This is a genomic window from Curtobacterium oceanosedimentum, assembly GCF_040545555.1.
GTDB lineage: Bacteria > Actinomycetota > Actinomycetes > Actinomycetales > Microbacteriaceae > Curtobacterium.
The window spans coordinates 248,892-269,576 of the sequence record NZ_JBEPMD010000002.1; the positions used below are offsets into that span (position 1 = coordinate 248,892).

The window sequence follows — 20,685 nt, forward strand, 5'->3', positions numbered from 1 at the left end:
GGGCCGTTCCGCATCCCGGGGCCGTCCCGCGTTCTCGGACCCCCCGTGCGCGTGGCACCGCCCGCTCACGGGAGGCCGCGGTTACCCTCGAACCGATGTCCCTCCCGCCCGACGACAGCCAGCAGCCCGACCGCGCCGACCGCGCCCGGGAACCCCGTCATGCCGCACCGGGCGACTCCGCCCCGGTCACCGCGGGTGTGAGCCCGGGGAGCACCTTCGCGCCGATCAGCCTGCGGCCGGCGGTGGACGCCGACGTCGTGCAGCAACGGCTGCGCGACCTCGGGCAGAGCCGCAGCACCGAGGCCCTGGCCGAGCGGGCCGAGCTCCTCCGGCTGCTCGGTCGGCTGGACGAGTCACTCGTCGTGGCGGAGGAGGTCTTCCGCCTGACGATGTTCACCGGCGAACGGTCGGACAAGGTCGCCGCCCGCATCCGTCGCGCGCACGTGCTGCACGACCTCGGTCGCCACGAGCGTGCCGCGACCGAGGCCGCCATGGCACGGGACACCGCCCGGACCGAGGAGTGGCCGGAGCTCGAGGGCGCCGCCGCCGAGCTCGAGGGCTGGTCGCTGTTCGAGCTGTCCCGGTTCGACGAGGCCCGCTCGGCGCTCTCGCGTGCCTACCAGGCCTTCCGCCAGGCGGGTGCACCGTCCGAACGCACCGAGGCGCTCCGCACCGCGGTGGAGGCCGCGCTCCGGGCATCGGTCGCGCAGCCGAAGGCCGTCGCGGACAAGCCCCGCACCGCACGCGAGGTCGCCGCCCGCCGTGCCGAGGACGACGAGCCGCAGACGACGCGCGTCGCCGAACCGGTGAAGCAGGTCCCGCCGGTCCGCCGTCGTGTGCTCGGTGCACCCGACGCCGCACGCACCGACGCCGACGACATCTGGGGCCGGATCGCAGCCAAGGCGGCGCAGAAGGGGCAGGCGCCCCGCGACGAGCCGACCGACGACCTGCCGGGCACCGACCGCCGGTGACGGCACAGCCCTCGGCGGTCGTGCTGGAACGCGTCCGTGCGCGGGCGGAGCAGCTGCTCACCGCCCACCTCGGCCCGGGCCGCTGGACGTTCGCGTTCGACCACGCCAAGACCCGGGCGGGGCAGTGCGACTTCGGCCGTCGACGCATCACGGTGAGTCGGCACATCGTCAGCAGGGTGTCCGACGAGGACGTCGACCAGGTCCTGCTGCACGAGGTCGCCCACGCGCTCGCCGGTCCCCGCGCCGGGCACGGCCCGGTGTGGCGTCGCACGGCGGCCGACATCGGGTACACCGGGTCCCGCCTGTACGACGGACCCGTGGCGTCCGAGCTCGCGCCCTGGATCGGGACGTGTCCGGCGGGCCACGAGCACTTCCGCTACCGCACGCCGACCAGGCCGCTTGCGTGTGCCCGGTGCTCGCGGCGCTTCGACGGCCGGAACCTCATCGCCTGGGAGCGGCGCGCGGCTACCGCATGATCGATGCGGCACGTGGAGGCGCGCCGGGGAGCCGTTAGCCTGGTCGGATGCACACGGGGCAGCACATCCGGACGGACAGCGGGTCGTCGTGGTTCTTCGACGCCGGCCGGATCGCCCTGGACTTCGCCCACACCGGCGGCTTCGCGGACGACCCCGACGTCCGTCGCCCCCGCGCACGGCTCGGCGAACTCCTCGTGACGCCGGCCGACCTGGACGAGTGGCTGGGCGACCACACCGAACCGATCGACGTCGGCGCCACGGCGCGGGAACTGCAGGACGCCCGGGCACTCCGCGCCGCGATCGGCCGGCTGGCCGTCGCCGCCGCCCCGGCCCCCGTCGGCTCGTCCGACCCGGCGGCCCGGACCGCGGTCGCCGCGGGGCTCCGCGCCGGCACCGGACGCACCCGGCCGGCGCCGGACGACATCGACACGGTGAACCTGTTCGCGGCGCTGCCGGACGTCCCCCCGAGCCTGCCCGGGGGCCGACGTCGAGCGGGCGCGAACCGGGTCCGCCTGGCCCAGGCGCTGTCGAGCGTGGCGCGCGACGCCGTGGCGCTCTTCACCGAGGTCGGGTTCGACGACGTCGCCGCCGACGGACAACCGACCCGTCTGAGCCGCTGCTCGGCCGACGACTGCGGGCTCGTGTTCTACGACTCCTCACGGGGCGGGACCCGTCGGTGGTGTTCGATGCAGCGCTGCGGCAACCGCGCGAAGGTGCGGGCGCACCGCGCTCGTCGCGCCGCGGCCTGAGCAACCGATTAGACCTGCCGAACCTGTGGATTCGGCACGCCGAAACCTGGCAGGCTGTCGGCATGACCGACACCGCCGCTCGCCGCGCCCACCCCGGGCGGTCCGGACGCCCTGCCGGCACCGGTTCGCCCGGCCCCGAGCGGCCGCGCCGCCGTGCCGCGGGTCTCACCCTGCTCGGGCCCGCGTTCGTCGCCGCCATCGCCTACGTGGACCCGGGCAACGTCGCCGCGAACCTGACCGCCGGCGCGCAGTACGGGTACCTGCTGCTCTGGGTGCTCGTCGCCGCGAACGCCAGCGCCGTCGTGGTCCAGTACCTGTCGGCGAAGCTCGGGGTCGTCACCGGGAGGTCGCTGCCCGAGCACCTCGGCCTCCGCATGCGCCGCACACCCCGGCTGCTGTTCTGGGTGCAGGCCGAGGTCGTCGCCGCCGCCACCGACGTCGCCGAGGTCATCGGCGGTGCGCTCGCCCTCCACCTGCTGTTCGGCCTGCCGCTCGTCGTCGGCGGCGTGCTGACCGGCGTGGTGTCGATGGCGATCCTGCTCCTGCACAGCCGCCGGGGCACCCGCACGTTCGAGGCCGTCGTGACGACCATGCTCGCGATCCTGACCGTCGGGTTCTGCGCCGGGCTGCTGTTCGCGCAGGTCTCCCCCGGCGAACTCGTCGGCGGGCTCGTCCCCCGGTTCGAGGGCGCGCAGTCGGTGCTCCTCGCCGCCTCGATGCTCGGTGCGACCGTGATGCCGCACGCGGTCTACCTGCACTCCGCCCTGGCACGGGACCGGCACGGCGACGTCCCCGCCGGGCCCGAGCGCCGCCGGGTGCTCGTCGCGACGCGGTGGGACGTCGCCCTGGCCCTCGTCGTCGCGGGCGGCGTCAACGTCTGCATGCTCGTGCTCGCGGCGGCCACGCTCCCCGGGGTCCCCGGCACCGACACGATCCCCGGCGCCCAGGGCGCGATCGCGACGAACGTCGGCCCGGTCGTCGGCGTGCTCTTCGCGATCGGCCTGCTCGCGTCCGGCCTGGCCTCGACCTCGGTCGGCTGCATGGCCGGCGCCGAGATCATGCACGGCCTGCTGCACGTCCGCGTCCCGCTCGTGGTGCGTCGACTCGTCACGCTGGTGCCCGCCGTCGTGCTCCTGGCCGTGGGCGCGGACCCGACGATGCTCCTCGTGCTCAGTCAGGTGGTGCTGAGCTTCGGCATCGCCTTCGCGATCGTGCCGCTCGTGGTCTACACCTCGCGGCGGAGCGTCATGGGCGCAGACGTCAACGCGATGACCACCCGCGTGGTCGCGGGGGTCATCGCGCTGGTGATCGTCGCCCTGAACGTGGCGCTCGTGGTGCTGACCCTGACCGGGGCCGGCTGAGCGGCTCGCGACGGGCGTCGGGCGTCAGTCGACGACGCGGACGTCCTTCCAGAAGGCGTAGTAGCCCGAGTAGTCCTTGCCGACCCGGTCGAACGACGACGGGATCGGCGTCGGGTACGTCCAGGCGCGGTCCGGCAGCTCCTGTCCGTCCACCGTGACCGTCCAGTACTGCGTGTCGCCCTTCCACGGGCAGTGGTACTGGGTGTCGCTCTCCGAGAAGAACTCCGGCTTCACGCTCGACGGCGGGAAGTACCAGTTGCCCTCGATCTGGATGAGGTCCTCCTGCGGAGCCTCCGCGATCACGGTGTCGCCGACGACTGCCTTCATGACGTGCTCCTTGCGATCAGCGGCGTCCTCGCGACGCCTCGTGCGATCGGGAACGCTACGCCCGCATCCCGGATTCCCGCAGGACGACCAGCTCGGGTCCCGCGGCGAGCGCCGCGTGCACCGTCTCGCGGTCCAGGTCCGTCGCACCCTCGGCGGCGGTCACGAGGTGCTTCACCGCACGACGGAGCCCCGTGTACGCGGCGCAGGCGGCTGCGGCTTCCGGCGACGTGTGGTCGATCCCGACCGTGACGAGCGCGTCGACGACCGCTCCAGCAGCGAGCAGGTCCTCCACCGCCGGCTCGGGCGTCTCGGCGACGTCCGACGGTTCCCCCGCCGCGTCCGCGACGGTCGCGGCGCCGTCGGCGGTGCGGCCGGCTGCGACGACCGCGACGACGCACCGGTCCCCGCGCTCGGCCTGGAGGCTCGTCACCCGCTCCGCGACCGCCGCCGCGTTGGCGAGGTGGCCGAGCACGACCTCCGGACCGTCGGGCAGCAGGGCTGCCGCGGCCCGCGCCCGTGCCGCGGGATCGGCCCCGCCCCCGGACGGTTCCGGCAGCACGTCCACCCACACCACGAGGTGCGTGCCGTGCGCGATCCGGTCGGCGCCGGCGGTCCCCCACGCGAACCGGACCTGGTACTGCTCCTGCGTGCGTGCTGCCACCACTCCACGGTACCGGCGGTCCGCACCTGTCCGTCTCCACAGGACCGCGCTGCGGGTGCGCGTCCGCCAGGCCCCGCTGTCGGACCGGCGACCGTAGGATCGGTGACCATGGAGATCGCCACCGTCCCCACCCTGACCGGCGACCGCGTCACCCTCGAGCCCCTGGCGGCCGAGCACGCGGACGACCTGCGGGCGGCGGTGGCGGACGGCGACCTCTGGCGCACCTGGTACACCTCGGTGCCGGCCCCCGACCGGGTCGAGGCCGAGATCGACCGGCGGCTCGGCGAGCACGCCGCGGGACGGATGGTGCCCTTCGCGATCCGTGACCGCCCGACCGGTCGCGTCGTCGGGGCGACGACCTTCGCGAACATCGACACGGCCAACCGTCGCGTCGAGATCGGCTACACCTTCCTGGCGCGTGCGACGCAGCGCAGCGGGATCAACACCGAGGCGAAGCTGCTCCTGCTCTCGCACGCGTTCGACACCTGGGACTGCATCGCGGTCGAGTTCCGCACGCACTGGCACAACCAGCAGTCACGAGCGGCGATCGCGTCGCTCGGTGCGAAGCAGGACGGCGTGCTCCGCAGCCACTCGATCGGCCGCGACGGCACGCTGCGCGACACCGTGGTCTTCTCGATCACCGCTGCCGAGTGGCCGACCGTGCGCCTGTCGCTCACCGAGCGGCTGCGCACCCGGGACCGCGCCGAGGGCGCCCGCCGCCGGGCCGCCCGGCACGCCTGACCCCGCACGGTACCGTCCCCAGGGCGGACGTCGCCCGTCCAGAGCCGCGGCGTAGCGTCCGCTGCATGCACGTCGGTCTCCGCATCGTCCTCGACGCACCCGTCGACGCCGTCCGCGACGCCCTGCTGTCGCCGTCGGTGATGGTCGCCGTCACGAAGCCGTTCCTGGTCTACCGGTCGCGGTCGCCGGAGGGGTTGCCGGACCGATGGACCCCCGGCGTCCCGCACCCCATCGCCGCCGACGCGTTCGGGGTGGTGCCGAGCGGTGACACGCACGTCGACATCGACCTGTACGAGGTGGACGGCGTCCCCGTGCAGCGCGACAACGGCGGTGGCGTCTCGGGCCTGTTCGGCCGGATGACGATGCGGCACCGGATGGCCACCGTCGACCTCGGGGACGGTCGGACCCTGCTGCTCGACCGGCTGACCTACCGGATGCGTCCCGCGGTCCTCGGCGCCGCGCTCTGGCCGGGCATGTGGGTGATCTGGCAGTGGCGTGCGCTCCGGATGCGGCAGCTCGCGCCGTCCTGGCGTCGTCCCGGCAGCTGACGCGGACGCTACGCCTCCTGACTGAGCAGCCGAGCCAGAGCGCGTAGGGCTCCAGCGGACTCAGAAGCCTTCAAATCCTCCAGCATGCGGCGAGCGTCAGCTGTGTCTACCTCGACCGGATCGTTGGGAAGGACCGCCTCCTCGACTTCGTCCATCGCGAGCGCAACCGACCTGATGCACGTCACGAACGATGCGATCAGGTGAGGCTCACGCCTGTGCCATTGAACTAGGTTCGAGTACACCTGTCGGATGACGTCCGCACGTTCGAAGCGACCAATCCGTCCCGAGAAAAGATCGAGGCTCCCTTGTAGGTCAATCACGACCACGTCAACAGCGAGTTCGGCCTGCAGGAGAGCCAGCTCGGCCTCCAGGTCAACTCCTCGAAGATCAGGGCCGACGTCTTTCGCCACGATGGTGACCTCCGTCAACCCCGCGCGAGCGCTCGTACTCAACTGACCTAATTTGGTCCGCCAAGGACGAGCCGTGACTTCGTAAGCTTCCGCCGTGCGACCCCCACGGCGAACAATCACGTCACCGGCAGCACCCGTCGCCGAATCACTCGACCGAACGGACTTCGTCACTACCCTGCCGTCGACTCCTGAAGTGCTCATTTCACGCTCCAGAAGCGCCGCGAAGCAATACTGCTCGAAAGCCCCACCACTCTTCACTTGGAAGAGCTCATCAAGGAACGAACGGAACCGAGCAAACGTCAAAGACGACGCGTCCACCTTAGGTAGGGGTTCGAGCGTCGCCGCGGCACTCAGGAAAGTCGCAACAAGGCGATCACAGAATTGATCAACGTCTGCGAGACTTGCGTTCTCGTGCCAACTCAGGAACTCACTGAGGTCCGCAGCGCGCGCTTGACTCGCCCTATAGCCACTCCTCCAGGTCGATGATTGGAATGGCCCTCGTGTCGCGGGGATGTTCCGAGGCATCAATAGTCGTTCGCAGACGAGGTCACCTACAGTGCGATCACCTGATATGCGCCCGGTCTTCGGAGACACGTCCGGACTGCCGAGGCGAAGGTCGAGCACCCTGCCCGCCAGTAACGAAAATGCGATGATCGTGAGAGCAGCCTCCGCCGCCTGGCTGTGCCGCGGCTCATCTCCGAGAAGTGGACGTTCCAGCGGCGCCAGGACGTCCTCCGCAGCCTGACCAAGTTGCACTCGCGCCGGCATCTTCTCGAACCGCTCACGCAGCAGTTCGACAAGGTCCTCCGATCTAGCGCTCATGCGGCCACCGAATCATTCTGTACTGAAACGGCCGTCACAAGGCCTTGCACTGCAGCCGCCGCAAGAGCGACGGGCACCGCGTTACCGATCTGGCGATACTGCGACGAGCGTCGGCCGAACCATTCCGTCTCAACTGGGAACCCCTGTAGGAGAGCTGCCTCCTGAACCGTGATACGCCGTGCGCCCTCAACCGGCCCGCTATGAGGCTTCCCTCCCGACCGAAGGTGAGCGTGATATGCCGGAACTAGCTCGGCTGCGTCGAGCCACGGCGTCTTATTACCCCCCATGGATGCGAGAAGCGTCGGCGCAAGTCCATCGGGGTTGATCGGCCGCCCGCCACCGTTGAAAAGATGACCATCCCAGGGACTAGGTCGGAGGTCCGGAGTGCGAGCGTAGGTCACGCTGGACAGATTCGGCTCTCCTATCGGATTGATCGGATCGAGGAGACTAGCTGCGGCTACCCAAGGCGACTGCGTGCCTTCACCGTGAGTTGGGCGCGGCCAATGCGGCAGCCCATCCAGTACCCCTTGGATGAAAAGACGCTGCCGCCGCTGCGATACGCCAAAATCAGCTGCTCGAAGGACGCGGTGCTCCACGACGTAGCCCAGCTCCCTCATCGCAGCCACCGTCTGGTCGAGCACCTTCCTGGCCGAGCCCACTGCAAGGCCCGGAACGTTCTCCATCAGAAAGGCCTTTGGCCGAATCTCCTCAACTGCTCGTATGAAGGCCGGGATCCCGTCTCGCGAGTCGGTGACACCCATGCGCAGGCCTCCATGACTGTACGGCTGGCAGGGAGGGCCGCCGATGACCACATCTACCTCGCCGTGGAAGCGCTCGAAGCTTCGACGGTTGATGTCACCTTCGAGGAGTTCCGGGGAATCGTCGGCATGAAGACCAGCGAAGGTAGCAAGCGCATCAGCGTCGAACTCCGCGGCGGCAACAACACGCAGTCCAGCCCTTCCAGCGCCGAGACTCAGCCCACCAGCACCCGCGAAGAGGTCAATTGCTGAGTACTGCGCACTCCCGATGGTCATGAGGACTAGCCTCCCACGTCCCAACGACACGAGACTCGTGCCATGGAGCAGCCGCGGCGCCATGCCCGCGGGATCAGTGCAAGGACCAAGTCTCAGAGGAAGACCTTCTGCCTCCACAGGACCGGCCGGTCGCTGGCGGGTCCGGAGCGCACGGGCGTACGCTCGTCCCCGTGAGCCAGACGCAGGAGCCGAGGGCCCAGGACCGCGTGCACAGCACGCTCGCCACCGTGGACTGGCGGCGCATGACGTTCGACCTGTACCGACGGGTGCGGGCGACGGCCGACCCCGAGACCGCGCACGCGATGTGGCGCGAGACCCGCGACGCGATGTTCGCCGAGCACCCGGCCAGTCCGCTGCTCGACGAGGACGCCCGCGACTTCGAGGCGCTGCCCGTCCCCGACTACGACCCCGACTGGCGGTTCCGCGCGCGCATCGAGTCGGCCGAGCCCCTGGCGATGGACGTCGAGACGGGCACCGACGGCACCGTGCACTTCGACCGGCTCGGTGTCGTCCGGCTGCCGGGCATCGGCACGCTCGACGTGTGGTCGCACGGCGGCTACGCGGGCGGGGTGTTCGTCCCCGTGAAGGACGCGAGCGCCGGCCGGGCCCGTGGCACGTACGGCGGCGGCCGCTACCTGCTCGACACGATCAAGGGCGCGGACCTCGGCGGTGACGACGGCGAGCTCGTCCTCGACTTCAACTTCGCGTACAACCCCTCGTGCGCGTACGACCCGGCCTGGGCGTGCCCCCTCGCTCCCCCGGGCAACACCGTCGCCGTGCCGATCCCGGTCGGCGAGCAGTACGACTTCTGACGCCGCGCAGGCACGAGCACACGGACAGGACGCAAGGGTGGATCGCATGACGGGACTCGTGGCACTCGACGCGGGCGGCCGGGTGCCGCCCTTCGAGCAGGTCCGTTCGCAGATCGCGGCGCAGATCGCCGCCGGCTACCTGGTGGACGGGGAGCGCCTGCCGAGCGTGCGGGCCCTCGCCGAGGAGCTCTCGCTCGCCCCGGGGACGGTCGCGAAGGCCTACCAGCTGCTCGAGGAGGCCGGTCTCGTGCACACCGCGCGGGGCGCCGGCACGCGGGTGGTCCGGCCGGCCGAGGTCCCCGACGCCGTCGCCACGGCGGCGCACGCCCTGGCGGCCGCCGCGCGCGAGGCCGGTCTGTCCGCCGACCAGGCGGCGGCGGCCCTGCGCGACGCCTGGCCCGCCTGACCCGGCCACCCGCGTTCCGCAGCTCGCGGGACGGACGCGATCCGCGCCTCCCGGCCGTCCCCGTCCCCGCGCCTTCCGCAACACGCAACGTCCGCGGGGCCGCGCAACGCCGTGCCGCTGCGCACTGCCGCCGAGGTTGCGTCTCGCGGAACCCGGAACCGCGAACCGGGAACCGTGACGTCAGCAGTGCTCGAAGACGTACTCGTCCGAGGCCGGGGTGACCAGGTCGCGGTCCCGCAGGATCGTCATGGCCGGACGGTCGCGCAGCCGGCACACCGACGCCCACGACCGGTCGAGGGTGTCCGCGTACTCGACGTCGATCACGCGCTCCCCGTACGCCTCCGTGTAGGCCGAGCACTCGTCGTACTGCACGCACTCCTCGGCGACGACGAAGTCGAAGCCCGTCGACTGCCGACCGGCCTTCCCGAGCTGCGGGGTGTTCTTCTGCCCGACGGCCAGGCCGTGCTCGTGCCCGAGGCGGACGAGCGCCGTCGCGAGCGCGAGGTTCGCGGACCGGGTCAGCCGCTTCCCGGAGCGCGTCCACGAGTCGAGGTTGTCGAACTCCACGGCGTCGAACCCGCGGTCGGCGCACCGGGCGACCGACGTCGTCAGCTCCGCCGTGATCGCGGCGCGCTCCGCGGCGGTCCGGGTGTCGAGGAGCACCTCGTCCGGCCAGCCGGGATCGGCGACGAGTTCCCCGGAGTCGTCGCGCAGCAGTGCCGAGGGTGCGCGGCGCTCCCACTCGGCGAGCGTTCCCGGCTGCGTCTGGAAGCCGTTGACGTAGCAGATCGAGTACCTGCCGGCGGCCGGACGGTCGGTGCTGTCGCGTTCGACGATCGTCACGCCCGAGGGCGGGGTGTAGCCGCCGCCGAGCTGGTAGTCCGGGCGTCCCGAGGTCGGCAGGTCCCGGTGCGAGGACGCCGACGACGCGGCAGGCGCGGCGGGCGCGGCAGCCTCGGCGCAGCCCGCGCTGCCGAGGACGGCGACCAGCGCGATCGCGGTGGTCAGGAGGACGGATCGCGTGCGCACGAGGGGATCATCGCACGCCGGGCGCGAACGGCCTCGGCTCGCTCCACGGGTACCCGCTATGCTGGTGGTACTCGAGGCGCCGATCGCCTCGTGCGTCGTACGGACGCCCCCGACTCCCGACCCTCATCCGGTCGATGATCGCGCACCGTCACCCGGTGCCAGGCTCTCTGCTGCGGCGACCGCGTCAGCCTCTGCTGACGCGGGGATCCCGCCCGCGCGCCGAAACCGAGCGCGCCCACGGCCGGCACGAGCCGGCTCGAAAGGTCACGATGACCGCCACTCCTTCCGACATCCGTTTCTCCGACCTCGGCGTCCCCGCGCCGATGGTCCAGTCCCTCGCCCAGCAGGGCAAGGAGACCGCGTTCCCGATCCAGGCCGACACGCTGCCCGACTCCCTGCAGGGCAAGGACGTGCTCGGCCGCGGGCGCACCGGCTCCGGCAAGACGATCGCCTTCGCGATCCCGCTGGCCGCGCGGCTCGCCGCGAGCCGTCGGCCGCGTCGCGCCGGTCGCCCCCGTGCGCTCGTGCTCGCCCCGACCCGTGAGCTCGCGACCCAGATCGACGCGACGCTCGCGCCGCTCGCGAAGTCGATGGGCCTGAACACCACGACGATCTTCGGCGGCGTCGGCCAGGGCCGTCAGGTCGACGCGCTCCGCGCCGGTGTCGACGTCGTCGTCGCCTGCCCGGGTCGCCTCGCCGACCTGATGCAGCAGGGGCACGTGAACCTCGGCGACATCGAGGTCACCGTCCTCGACGAGGCCGACCACATGGCCGACATGGGCTTCCTGCCCGGCGTGACGAAGATCATGCAGGCCACGCCCGAGCAGGGGCAGCGCCTGCTGTTCTCGGCCACGCTCGACAACGGCGTGGACAAGCTCGTCAAGAAGTTCCTGCACAGCCCGGTGATGCACTCGGTCGACGACGAGACCAGCCCGGTCGAGGCGATGACCCACCACCTGTTCGAGGTCGCCGACGCCGACGCGAAGAAGGACCTCGTCCGCGCACTCGCCTCGGGCACCGGTCGTCGCATCCTCTTCATGCGCACCAAGCACCACGCGAAGCGCCTTGCGAAGCAGCTCAGCTCGCAGGGCATCCCCGCGGTCGACCTGCAGGGCAACCTGTCGCAGGGCGCCCGGGAGCGCAACCTCGCCAAGTTCTCGTCCGGCGAGGCCCTCGTGCTGGTCGCCACCGACGTCGCCGCCCGTGGCGTGCACGTCGACCACGTCGAGCTCGTCGTGCACGTCGACCCGCCGACCGAGCACAAGGCCTACCTGCACCGCTCGGGCCGCACCGCGCGTGCCGGTTCCTCGGGCGACGTCGTCACCGTGACGCTGCCGGCCGAGCGCCGCGACGTCGCGCAGATGATGCGCGCAGCGGCGATCAAGGTCACCCCGCAGCAGGTCACCGCGACCTCGCCGGCGGTCACCGAGCTCGTGGGCGAGGTCGCGCCGATCCGTCACGTCGAGGAGGCCCCGGTCCAGCAGCAGCGTCTGCGACAGCCGCGGGCGGCCGAGAGCGGACACACCGACTCGGCCGGCGGCGGTCGTCGTCGTGGTCGCGGCGGACGGTCGGGAGGCTCGACGCAGGCTCCCGAGGCCGCCTCGGCCGGTCGCGGCTCGGGTCGCGCCGCCGGTGGTCGCGGTGGTCGTCCGGCCGCCGCGGGTGCCTCGGCCTCCGCGGGTGCTGCCGGTCGTGCCGGCGGTGCCGGTCGCGGCACCGGCTCGGGTGCTGCGGCGTCGGGCGGCGCGACCGGTGGTCAGCGCCGTTCGGGCGGCAGCCGTCGGGCGTCGAGCGACGTCGTCCGTGGCGGGTCCGCTCCGGTGTGGTCGTCCGAGGGCGGCTACGCAGCGGGTCGGTCCGGTGCGGGTGAGTCCGGCGGCGGTCGTCGCCGTGGGGACTCGCGTCGGGCGTCGCGTCCGGCCGGGGCTGCCGACCGCCACTGAGCGTCGGCGGGCTCGAGCCTGAGTGGTCCGCGAAAGCGACAGGACGCCGCCGTTGTTCGGCAGCGTCCTGTCGCTTTCGCGTCGGCATCCGGAACCTGGACGTCCGGTGGGAGCAGCAGGAGTGCTCCCGCGTAGGTTCTCCTTCACCGAAGGCCGCGTGAGTGGCCGACGGGGAATCGTCCGTCGTTGGAAGGAGACCGTATGGCTGGCAGCGAAGAGAACCACACCGGCGAGAAGCTCGTCGGCAAGGTCAAGGAGGGCGTTGGCAACCTGACCGGCAACGACAAGCTGAAGGCCGAGGGTCAGACCGACCAGGCCAAGGCGTCGGCCAAGCAGGGTGTCGACGACGTGAAGGACGCGGCGCACGGCGTCGCGGACTCCCTCCGCGACGAGAAGCACTGAAGCCGGTCCACGACCGCGCTGCGAAGCCCCCGGAACCATGCGGTTCCGGGGGCTTCGTCGTGTCCGGGTGTCGGTCGGACCGTCAGTGCAGGGCACCGACCGAGGCGAGACCGGCGCGCAGGAGTGCTCCGCGACCGCCCTCCATCTCCTCGGCCACCGCGTCCGAGGCTGCCTCCATCGGGCTCATCCACGTGAGCTCGAGGGCGTCCTGCCGCGGCTCGCAGGTCCCGGTCACGGGCACCACGTACGCGAGGGAGATCGCGTGCTGCCGCTCGTCGGTGAACACCGAGGCACCGGGGAGCGGGAAGTACTCGGCCACGGTGAACGGCGTGGGGCTCGCAGGGAGCTGCGGGAAGGCCATCGGCCCGAGGTCCTTCTCGAGGTGCCGGAAGAGCGCGGTCCGGATCGACTCACCGAACATCACGCGACCGGAGACGAGCGTTCGGGCGATCGAGCCGCTCGGTGCGACGCGCAGCAGCACGCCGACCTCGGTCACGACGCCGAGTCCGTCGGTCCGGACGGGCAGTGCCTCGACGTAGCAGATGGGCAGCCGACGACGGACGTTCGCGAGTTCCTCGTCGGACAGCCAGCCGGAGTCGGGGTCGGGGGTGCGCAGCGAGGCCATGCACCGTGTCTACCAGTCGCCCCGGCGAGTTCGGCGGGAGGCGCGGTCGCTGTGGACGGCTAGCGTTGTCCACGTGATCGATGCGGACATCGTGCAGTGGACCCGTCCGACCGGGGAACGCGCGGGCACGCCCCTGCTCGTCGCCATGCACGGGGTGGGCTCGCACGAGCGCGACCTGCTCGGTCTGGCGCCCGCGCTGCCGTCCGCGTGGACGATCGCGTCGCTCCGCGCGCCGATGCCGTGGGGGCCCGGGTTCTCCTGGTACCCGCTCGGCACGCCGGGGTCGCCCGCGCTCGAGCCGGTCGACGCCGCCGTCGAGGGCGTCCTCGACTGGATCGACTCCGTGTCCGCCGACCACCCGCGCATCGGGCTGCTCGGGTTCTCGCAGGGCGGCTCGATGGCGCTGCAGCTGCTGCGCGCCCGACCTGCGGCCTTCGCCTTCGCGGTGTCGCTCTCCGGGTTCGTGGTGCCCGGGGTGACGGACGCACGGGACGAGGCCGTCGCAGCCGTCCGTCCGCGGGTCTTCCTCGGGCACGGCGACCTCGACCCGGTGATCCCGGCCGAGGCCACCGCCCGCACGCAGGCGTGGGCCGCGGCGAACACCGACGTGACCGACCGGTCGTACGCCGGCCTGCCGCACGCGGTGTCCGCCGAGGAGCTCGCCGACGTGGCGGCGTTCGTCGACGCCTCCTGACGACCGCTCCCGCGACCGGTACGCGGAGGTGACCGGGTGACCGGCTGACGGACGGGAGGCACGTGGCGGGCCCGCCACGCGCCTCCCGTCCGGCACGGCGCTACTCGGCGAGGATCTGCAGCAGGTCCTTGCGGAGCTGGTCGACCTTCGCCGTCGCCGCCTTGGTCTGCTCGTCGGAGGCACTGGTGCGGTACACGTGCAGCACCCCCATGGCCTTGCGGAGGGCCTCGACGAACTCGCGCTGCGTGTCGGGCATGCCCGGTGCGGCGTCGAACGCGGCGGCGATCTCGTCCGCCTTCGCCTCGGCCTCGGCGCGGCCGGCGTCGGTGAGCTCGAAGAGCGTCTTGCGGCCGTCGCCGGTCGAGACGACGAGGTCCTCGTCGACGAGCTGCTGGAACGTCGGGTAGACGGAGCCGGGACTCGGCTTCCAAGCGCCGCCGGTGCGCTCGGCGATGGTCTTGATCACGGCGTAGCCGTTCTGCGGACCCTCGGCGAGCAGGCCGAGGATCGCGAGGCGGACGTCACCGCGGCGGCGGCGTTCGCGGCCGAACCCGGGGCCGCCGCCGAACCCGGGGCCGAAGCCCGGGCCGAAGCCGCGTCCGCCGAAGCCGGGGCCGAAGCCGCCGCGTCCGCCGTGGTCGTGGTCGCCACGGTCACGGCCGGGGAAGCCGTGGCCGTGGTGCTGCCGCGCGCCGCCGAAGCGGGGGCCGCGCGGACCGGTGCCGCGGGTGCCGCGGCGGGGCGTGGTGCTGTCGAGGTCATCGTGCGAGGGGCGCATGAAGACTCCTTCCTGTCGGTGGTGAAGTGAGCTCGCGATTGGTTCTGTTCCTATCGCGATGGCTCAACGATAGATCGCTACGTATCGCTGTGTCAAGGATCTCCTCCGCCCGGCCCGCTGTCGGTGGCGACGTGCAGGATGGGACGGACCATGACGGACGTCCTCGAGCGCTTCTCCCCCGCGACCGCGGAGTGGTTCCGCGGCGCGTTCCCCGGCCCGACCGCGGCACAGGCCGGCGCGTGGGACGCGATCTCCACCGGGCAGCACGCGCTCGTGGTCGCGCCGACCGGCTCCGGCAAGACGCTGGCCTCGTTCCTGTGGTCGATCGACCGGCTCATCAGCGCGACCGACCGCCCGCCGGCGAAGCAGCGCACCCGCGTGCTGTACGTCTCCCCGCTCAAGGCGCTGGGCGTCGACGTCGAGCGGAACCTCCGCAGCCCGCTCGTCGGCATCACGCAGACCGCGCGTCGGCTCGGGACCGAACCGCCCGAGGTCACGGTGGGCGTCCGGAGCGGTGACACCCCGTCGTCCGACCGGCAACGGCTCCTGCGACAGCCGCCGGACATCCTCATCACCACGCCCGAGTCGCTCTACCTGATGCTGACCTCGCAGGCGCGCGAGACCCTGGTGAACGTCGACACCGTCATCGTGGACGAGGTGCACGCGGTCGCGTCGACCAAGCGTGGCGCCCACCTGGCGGTCTCGCTCGAACGACTCGACGACCTGCTCGAGAAGCCCGTGCAGCGCATCGGCCTGTCCGCCACCGTGCGCCCGGCGGAGGAGGTCGCACGGTTCCTCGGTGGACGCGCCCCCGTGTCGATCATCGCCCCGCCCGCACAGAAGACCTTCGACCTGCGCGTCGTCGTGCCCGTCGACGACATGACCGAGCTCGGCGCCCCGCCCGTCGGCGCGGACGCGACCGAGTCACCGACGAACGGCTCGATCTGGCCCCACGTCGAGGAACGCGTCGTCGACCTCATCGAGGAGCACCGGTCGACGATCGTGTTCGCGAACTCACGCCGGCTCGCGGAGCGCCTGACGGCGCGGCTGAACGAGATCCACGAGGAGCGGGTGCTCGCGGCCGTCGACACGGCGGCGGTCGTCGCTCCGGAGGCCGTGGGCGCGGTGGCCGGGTCGGCTCCCGTCACGCAGTCCCCCGGTCGCGCGTCGGCACACGCGCCCGTCGCGCAGCCGAAGCGTCCGCCGGCCCAGGTGATCGGGCAGTCCGGGCAGACCGAGGGCGGCGGCTCCGACCCGGCGGTCCCGGTGCTCGCCAGGGCCCACCACGGGTCCGTGTCGAAGGACCAGCGCGCGATCATCGAGGACGACCTGAAGTCCGGACGCCTGCGCTGCGTCGTCGCGACCAGCTCGCTCGAGCTCGGCATCGACATGGGCGAGGTCGACCTCGTGGTCCAGGTCGAGGCACCGCCGTCGGTCGCCAGCGGCCTGCAGCGCGTCGGTCGCGCCGGACACCAGGTCGGTGAGATCTCCCGCGGCGTCCTGTTCCCCAAGCACCGCGCCGACCTCGTGAACAGCGCGGTCACCGTCGAGCGCATGGTCTCCGGGCAGATCGAGTCGATCTCGGTGCCCGCGAACCCGCTCGACGTCCTCGCGCAGCACACCGTCGCCGCCGGGTCGATCGACACCGTCGAGGTCGAGCACTGGTTCGAGCTCGTCCGCCGCAGTGCGCCGTTCAGCTCGCTGCCGCGCTCGGCGTTCGAGGCGACGCTCGACCTGGTGACCGGTCGCTACCCGAGCGACGAGTTCGCCGAGCTCCGGCCGCGCCTGGTGTGGGACCGCGTGCACGGCACCCTGACCGGGCGTCCCGGCGCCCAGCGGCTCGCGGTCACGAGCGGCGGCACGATCCCCGACCGCGGGATGTTCGGCGTCTTCATGGTCGGCGAGAAGGCGTCGCGCGTCGGCGAGCTCGACGAGGAGATGGTCTACGAGTCCCGCGTCGGCGACGTCTTCGCCCTCGGTGCGACGAGCTGGCGGATCGAGGAGATCACGCACGACCGGGTGATCGTCAGCCCCGCGTTCGGGCAACCCGGCCGCGTGCCGTTCTGGAAGGGTGACGGCATCGGACGTCCGGCCGAGCTCGGCCGCGCGACGGGTGCGTTCGTGCGCGAGGTCGACGCCGCGTCCGACGAGGACGCCCGCGCCCGCGTCGCTGCCGGCGGGCTCGACGAGCGCGCCGTGACGAACCTGCTGACGTTCCTGCGCGACCAGCGGGCGGCGACCGGACACGTGCCGAACGACACCACGCTCGTGGTCGAGCGGTTCCGCGACGAGCTCGGCGACTGGCGGCTCATCCTGCACTCGCCGTACGGCATGCAGGTGCACGCGCCGTGGGCCCTGGCGGTCGGCGCGCGCCTGCGCGAACGGCACGGCATCGACGGCGACGCGATGGCGGCCGACGACGGCATCGTCGTGCGGATCCCGGAGACCGACGCCGAGCCGCCGGGGGCCGACCTGTTCGTGTTCGAGCGGGACGACCTCGAGGCACTCGTCACGGACGAGGTCGGCGGCTCGGCGCTCTTCGCCGCCCGGTTCCGCGAGTGTGCGGCGCGGGCGCTGCTCCTGCCCCGTCGGAACCCCGGCCAGCGGTCCCCGCTGTGGCAGCAGCGTCAACGGGCGTCGCAGCTGCTCGAGGTCGCCCGGAAGTACCCGACGTTCCCGATCGTGCTCGAGACCGTGCGCGAGGTCCTGCAGGACGTCTACGACGTGCCGGCACTGCTCGGCATCTCGGACCAGATCGCCGAGCGCCGGATCCGCCTGGTCGAGCGTGAGACCGAGCAGCCGTCGCCGTTCGCCCGGTCGATCCTGTTCGGGTACGTCGCGGCGTTCATGTACGAGGGCGACTCGCCCCTGGCAGAGCGTCGGGCGGCGGCACTGTCGCTCGACTCCACGCTGCTGGGCGAGCTGCTCGGGCGGGCCGAGCTGCGCGAGCTCCTCGACCCCGCCGTCATCGCGTCGGTCGAGCGCGACCTGCAGCGGCTCTCCCCGGACCGTCGCGCGCGCGACACCGAGGGGCTCGTCGACGTGCTGCGGCTCGTCGGTGCCCTGGAGCTGGACGAGCTCGTCGCCCGCAGCTGGGTGGCCGACAGCGCGGACACCGACAGTCGCACCCCCGACACCGCCGGCCTCGGCACCGCCGGCTCCGACGCCGCGCGTGCGACGGTCCGGTCGGCGCTCGAGACGCTCGAGCGCGACCGCCGCTTGCTGTCGTTCTCGCAGGGCGGGACGACGCGCTGGTCCGTGATCGAGGACGCCTCCCGCCTGCGCGACGCCCTCGGGGTCCCGCTGCCGATCGGCGTGCCGACCGCCTTCGTCGAACCCGTCGCCGACCCCCTCGGCGACCTGGTCGGCCGGTACGCCCGGTCGCACGGGCCGTTCTCCGCGCAGGAGGCCGCGACCCGGCTCGGACTCGGCATCGCCGTCGTGCAGGACACCCTGCGCCGACTGGTCGCCGACCGCCGCGTGGTCGAGGGTGAGTTCCGCCCGGACCGCCAGGGCGCCGAGTGGTGCGACGCCGAGGTCCTCCGCCGCATCCGCACGAAGTCGCTCGCCGCGCTCCGGCACGAGGTCGAGCCGGTCTCGCCGGACACCCTCGCCCGGTTCCTGCCCGCGTGGCAGCACGTGCAGGCACCGGGTACCCGCGGCGGCCTCCGGGGCGTGGACGGCGTGCTGCAGGTCATCGACCAGCTGGCCGGGGTCGCCCTGCCCGCGAGCGCGTGGGAGACGCTGGTGCTGCCGTCCCGCGTCACCGACTACTCCACGAGCATGCTCGACGAGCTGACCGCCACCGGCGAGGTCCTCTGGTCCGGCGGCGGCACCCTGCCCGGGAACGACGGCTGGGTGCGCCTGCACCTTGCCGAGACCGCGTCGACCACCCTCGCCGAGCCCGACGGCGGCGAGACCACCGAGTTGCAGCGCGACGTCCTCGGCGCCCTGGCCGGCGGCGGCGCCTACTTCTTCCGGCAGCTCGGCCAGGCCGTCGGCAGCACGGACGACCAGGCCCTGACGACCGCGCTGTGGGACCTGGTCTGGGCGGGCCAGGTCACGAACGACACCTTCGCGCCGCTCCGGGCGATGCTCGGCGGCAAGGCGCGGTCGACGAGTGCGCCGCGGGCTCGGGCGTACCGCGGGCGTCGTCGGCCGACGCTGCCGTCGCAGTCCGGCCCGCCGTCCGTCGGCGGTCGGTGGTCGATCCTGCCGCTCGCCGAGTCCGACTCGACGCTGCGCGCGGCCGCGACCGCGGAACAGCTGCTCGAGCGGTACGGGGTCGTGACCCGCGGCGCCGTGCAGGTCGAGGGCGTCCGCGGCGGGTTCGCCGGCGTCTACCGGGTGCTCAGCCGGTTCGAGGAGTCGGGTCGTGCACGCCGGGGCTACTTTGTCGAGGGACTCGGCGCGGCGCAGTTCGCGACGAGCCCCACGGTCGACCGGCTCCGGACGTACGCGCGGGACCTCGACGACGACGAGCGTGCCGACCCGGACCGCGAGCGTCAGGCGCTCACCCTCGCCGCGACGGACCCGGCCAACCCGTACGGCGCCGCGCTGCCGTGGCCGTCGGAGGACGCCCCCGCTGACCCCGACGCGGGGTCCGCCGCTGCCGACGCCGTCGCCCCGACCGGCGCCCGCGGTGCAGCAGCACCGGCCACGTCCACCACTGCCGCCGCCGCACCGACCCGGTCGACGACCACGGGTGGGCGCGGGCACCGCCCGGGGCGGAAGGCCGGAGCGCTCGTGACCACCGTCGACGGCCGCCTCGCGGTGTACGTCGAGCGCGGGGGCAAGTCCGTCCTGACCTTCACCGACGACCCGGCGGACCTCGCGGTCGCGGCACGCTCCATCGCGGCGACCGTGCGGAGCGGCCTGCGGAAGCTCTCGGTCGAACGGGTGGACGGCGACTTCGTGTTGGAGACGCCGCTCGGGTCGGCGCTGCGCGAGGCGGGGTTCACGGCGACCCCGCAGGGACTGCGGCTGCGTGTCTGAGGCGACCAGGGCCTCCCGGCCGCGTCCCCGTGGCCGAGCCCGCGGCCGTGCCCGTGCCTGTGACCGGAACCCGGCACGGGCAGGCGGACGAACCGGAGCGGGAGCGGAGGTGCACCGTGCCCGAGGGTGACACCGTCTTCCGCGCCGCCCGGCGCCTGCACACCGCGCTCGCGGGCAAGGTCCTGACCCGCTCGGACTTCCGCGTCCCCGCGTTCGCGACGCTCGACCTGGTCGGCCGCACGGTCGACGAGGTCGTGCCACGCGGCAAGCACCTGCTGCACCGCATCGGCGACCTGACCGTGCACTCGCACCTGAAGATGGAGGGCCGCTGGGACGTCTACGCCCCCGGTGAGCGGTGGCGGCGACCGGCGCACCAGGCTCGCGTGGTGCTCGACGCCGCGGACGTCTCGACCGTCGGGTTCACCCTCGGGGTGCTCGAGGTCGTCCCGCGCGACCAGGAGTCCGAGGTGGTCGGGCACCTCGGCCCCGACCTGCTCGGCCCCGACTGGGACGCCGACCGGGCGCTCGAGAACCTGACGGCCGACCCGGAGCGGCCGATCGGACTCGCGCTGCTCGACCAGCGGGTGCTGGCCGGACTCGGCAACGTGTACCGGAACGAGCTCTGCTTCCTGCGCGGGGTGCTGCCGACGCGACCCGTGGGACAGGTACCCGACCCCGCGCGGGCGATCGCGCTGTCGCACCGGCTCATCACGATGAACCGTGACCGCAGCAACCGCGTCACGACCGGGGTCGACCGGCCCGGGCGTCGGTTCTGGGTCTACGGCCGTGCCGGCAAGCCCTGCCTCCGGTGCGGGACGCCCGTGCGGCGGGGTGAGCTCGGCGACTCGGAGCTCACGCTGCGGGACACCTACTGGTGCCCGCGCTGCCAGACCTGACGCGG

At 72.7% G+C, this 20,685-nt stretch carries 20 protein-coding genes; 13 read left to right on the forward strand and 7 right to left on the reverse strand.

From position 1 onward, the window contains the following. The first annotated feature begins 95 nt into the window (after nucleotides 1–95). The 4 genes from ABIC52_RS03080 to ABIC52_RS03095 all read left to right on the forward strand — a co-directional run bounded on the left by ABIC52_RS03080 (nucleotide 96) and on the right by ABIC52_RS03095 (nucleotide 3,557). The gene (locus tag ABIC52_RS03080; RefSeq protein WP_126892654.1) at nucleotides 96–971 is read left to right on the forward strand and encodes a hypothetical protein; all 876 of its coding nucleotides are present in this window, start codon (nucleotides 96–98) and stop codon (nucleotides 969–971) included. Further along, entirely contained in the window at nucleotides 968–1,447 is a 480-nt protein-coding gene (locus ABIC52_RS03085; protein ID WP_238638276.1) for a SprT-like domain-containing protein, read from the forward strand. The genes ABIC52_RS03080 and ABIC52_RS03085 overlap by 4 nt, the downstream gene beginning before the upstream one ends. Before the next feature lie 47 nt (nucleotides 1,448–1,494). Beyond that, the gene (locus tag ABIC52_RS03090) at nucleotides 1,495–2,196 is read left to right on the forward strand and encodes a CGNR zinc finger domain-containing protein (RefSeq protein WP_354026591.1); all 702 of its coding nucleotides are present in this window, start codon (nucleotides 1,495–1,497) and stop codon (nucleotides 2,194–2,196) included. 62 nt (nucleotides 2,197–2,258) lie between these two features. Next, complete coding sequence (locus ABIC52_RS03095; protein ID WP_354026592.1) at nucleotides 2,259–3,557, forward strand: Nramp family divalent metal transporter; 1,299 nt, start codon at nucleotides 2,259–2,261, stop codon at nucleotides 3,555–3,557. A gap of 24 nt (nucleotides 3,558–3,581) precedes the next feature. Here the strand turns inward: ABIC52_RS03095 and ABIC52_RS03100 are convergent, their stop codons facing one another. Then, nucleotides 3,582–3,884: a DUF427 domain-containing protein gene (locus ABIC52_RS03100; protein ID WP_126892605.1), complete on the reverse strand. Its 303-nt coding sequence runs from the start codon at nucleotides 3,882–3,884 to the stop codon at nucleotides 3,582–3,584. Between the two features lie 55 nt (nucleotides 3,885–3,939). Next, the gene (locus ABIC52_RS03105) at nucleotides 3,940–4,545 is read right to left on the reverse strand and encodes a 2-phosphosulfolactate phosphatase (protein ID WP_238638266.1); all 606 of its coding nucleotides are present in this window, start codon (nucleotides 4,543–4,545) and stop codon (nucleotides 3,940–3,942) included. A 108-nt stretch (nucleotides 4,546–4,653) separates the two neighbouring features. Between ABIC52_RS03105 and ABIC52_RS03110 the strand changes: the two genes are divergently transcribed. Together ABIC52_RS03110 and ABIC52_RS03115 are read left to right on the forward strand one after the other, a co-directional pair. Further along, complete coding sequence (locus tag ABIC52_RS03110; protein WP_209675614.1) at nucleotides 4,654–5,286, forward strand: GNAT family N-acetyltransferase; 633 nt, start codon at nucleotides 4,654–4,656, stop codon at nucleotides 5,284–5,286. Nucleotides 5,287–5,351: 65 nt separating this feature from the next. Further along, entirely contained in the window at nucleotides 5,352–5,834 is a 483-nt protein-coding gene (locus ABIC52_RS03115; protein ID WP_209675616.1) for a hypothetical protein, read from the forward strand. Between the two features lie 8 nt (nucleotides 5,835–5,842). Here ABIC52_RS03115 and ABIC52_RS03120 read toward each other — a convergent pair whose 3' ends face one another. Continuing rightward, nucleotides 5,843–7,066, reverse strand: coding sequence for a hypothetical protein (locus tag ABIC52_RS03120; RefSeq protein ID WP_354026593.1), 1,224 nt, complete (start codon nucleotides 7,064–7,066; stop codon nucleotides 5,843–5,845). Further along, on the reverse strand, nucleotides 7,063–8,100 hold the full coding sequence (locus ABIC52_RS03125) for a DNA cytosine methyltransferase (RefSeq protein WP_354026594.1): 1,038 nt from the start codon (nucleotides 8,098–8,100) through the stop codon (nucleotides 7,063–7,065). The genes ABIC52_RS03120 and ABIC52_RS03125 overlap by 4 nt, the downstream gene beginning before the upstream one ends. A gap of 242 nt (nucleotides 8,101–8,342) precedes the next feature. Between ABIC52_RS03125 and ABIC52_RS03130 the strand changes: the two genes are divergently transcribed. After that, a complete protein-coding gene (locus ABIC52_RS03130) occupies nucleotides 8,343–8,912 on the forward strand; it encodes a DUF1684 domain-containing protein (protein WP_126892607.1) in 570 nt (189 codons plus the stop codon). Between the two features lie 46 nt (nucleotides 8,913–8,958). Continuing rightward, nucleotides 8,959–9,318, forward strand: coding sequence for a GntR family transcriptional regulator (locus ABIC52_RS03135; protein ID WP_209675620.1), 360 nt, complete (start codon nucleotides 8,959–8,961; stop codon nucleotides 9,316–9,318). A gap of 180 nt (nucleotides 9,319–9,498) precedes the next feature. Here the strand turns inward: ABIC52_RS03135 and ABIC52_RS03140 are convergent, their stop codons facing one another. After that, nucleotides 9,499–10,347 carry an endo alpha-1,4 polygalactosaminidase gene (locus ABIC52_RS03140; protein WP_354026595.1) on the reverse strand — a complete coding sequence of 283 codons (849 nt, stop codon included), beginning with the start codon at nucleotides 10,345–10,347 and terminating at the stop codon, nucleotides 9,499–9,501. 269 nt (nucleotides 10,348–10,616) lie between these two features. Between ABIC52_RS03140 and ABIC52_RS03145 the strand changes: the two genes are divergently transcribed. Both ABIC52_RS03145 and ABIC52_RS03150 read left to right on the forward strand, forming a co-directional pair. After that, nucleotides 10,617–12,290 (forward strand): DEAD/DEAH box helicase, encoded by a 1,674-nt coding sequence (locus tag ABIC52_RS03145; RefSeq protein WP_354026596.1) that lies wholly within the window; start codon nucleotides 10,617–10,619, stop codon nucleotides 12,288–12,290. A 201-nt stretch (nucleotides 12,291–12,491) separates the two neighbouring features. Next, on the forward strand, nucleotides 12,492–12,692 hold the full coding sequence (locus ABIC52_RS03150) for a CsbD family protein (protein ID WP_022903197.1): 201 nt from the start codon (nucleotides 12,492–12,494) through the stop codon (nucleotides 12,690–12,692). A gap of 82 nt (nucleotides 12,693–12,774) precedes the next feature. Here ABIC52_RS03150 and ABIC52_RS03155 read toward each other — a convergent pair whose 3' ends face one another. After that, a complete protein-coding gene (locus ABIC52_RS03155) occupies nucleotides 12,775–13,317 on the reverse strand; it encodes an NUDIX hydrolase family protein (protein ID WP_058729559.1) in 543 nt (180 codons plus the stop codon). Nucleotides 13,318–13,390: 73 nt separating this feature from the next. Between ABIC52_RS03155 and ABIC52_RS03160 the strand changes: the two genes are divergently transcribed. Beyond that, nucleotides 13,391–14,011 (forward strand): alpha/beta hydrolase, encoded by a 621-nt coding sequence (locus tag ABIC52_RS03160; RefSeq protein ID WP_354026597.1) that lies wholly within the window; start codon nucleotides 13,391–13,393, stop codon nucleotides 14,009–14,011. Nucleotides 14,012–14,111: 100 nt separating this feature from the next. Here ABIC52_RS03160 and ABIC52_RS03165 read toward each other — a convergent pair whose 3' ends face one another. After that, nucleotides 14,112–14,789 (reverse strand): PadR family transcriptional regulator, encoded by a 678-nt coding sequence (locus tag ABIC52_RS03165; protein ID WP_209823778.1) that lies wholly within the window; start codon nucleotides 14,787–14,789, stop codon nucleotides 14,112–14,114. A 150-nt stretch (nucleotides 14,790–14,939) separates the two neighbouring features. Between ABIC52_RS03165 and ABIC52_RS03170 the strand changes: the two genes are divergently transcribed. Both ABIC52_RS03170 and ABIC52_RS03175 read left to right on the forward strand, forming a co-directional pair. Beyond that, nucleotides 14,940–19,784 (forward strand): ATP-dependent helicase, encoded by a 4,845-nt coding sequence (locus ABIC52_RS03170; RefSeq protein WP_209823777.1) that lies wholly within the window; start codon nucleotides 14,940–14,942, stop codon nucleotides 19,782–19,784. 116 nt (nucleotides 19,785–19,900) lie between these two features. Next, the gene (locus tag ABIC52_RS03175) at nucleotides 19,901–20,680 is read left to right on the forward strand and encodes an Fpg/Nei family DNA glycosylase (RefSeq protein WP_126892006.1); all 780 of its coding nucleotides are present in this window, start codon (nucleotides 19,901–19,903) and stop codon (nucleotides 20,678–20,680) included. Nucleotides 20,681–20,685 lie beyond the last annotated feature (5 nt).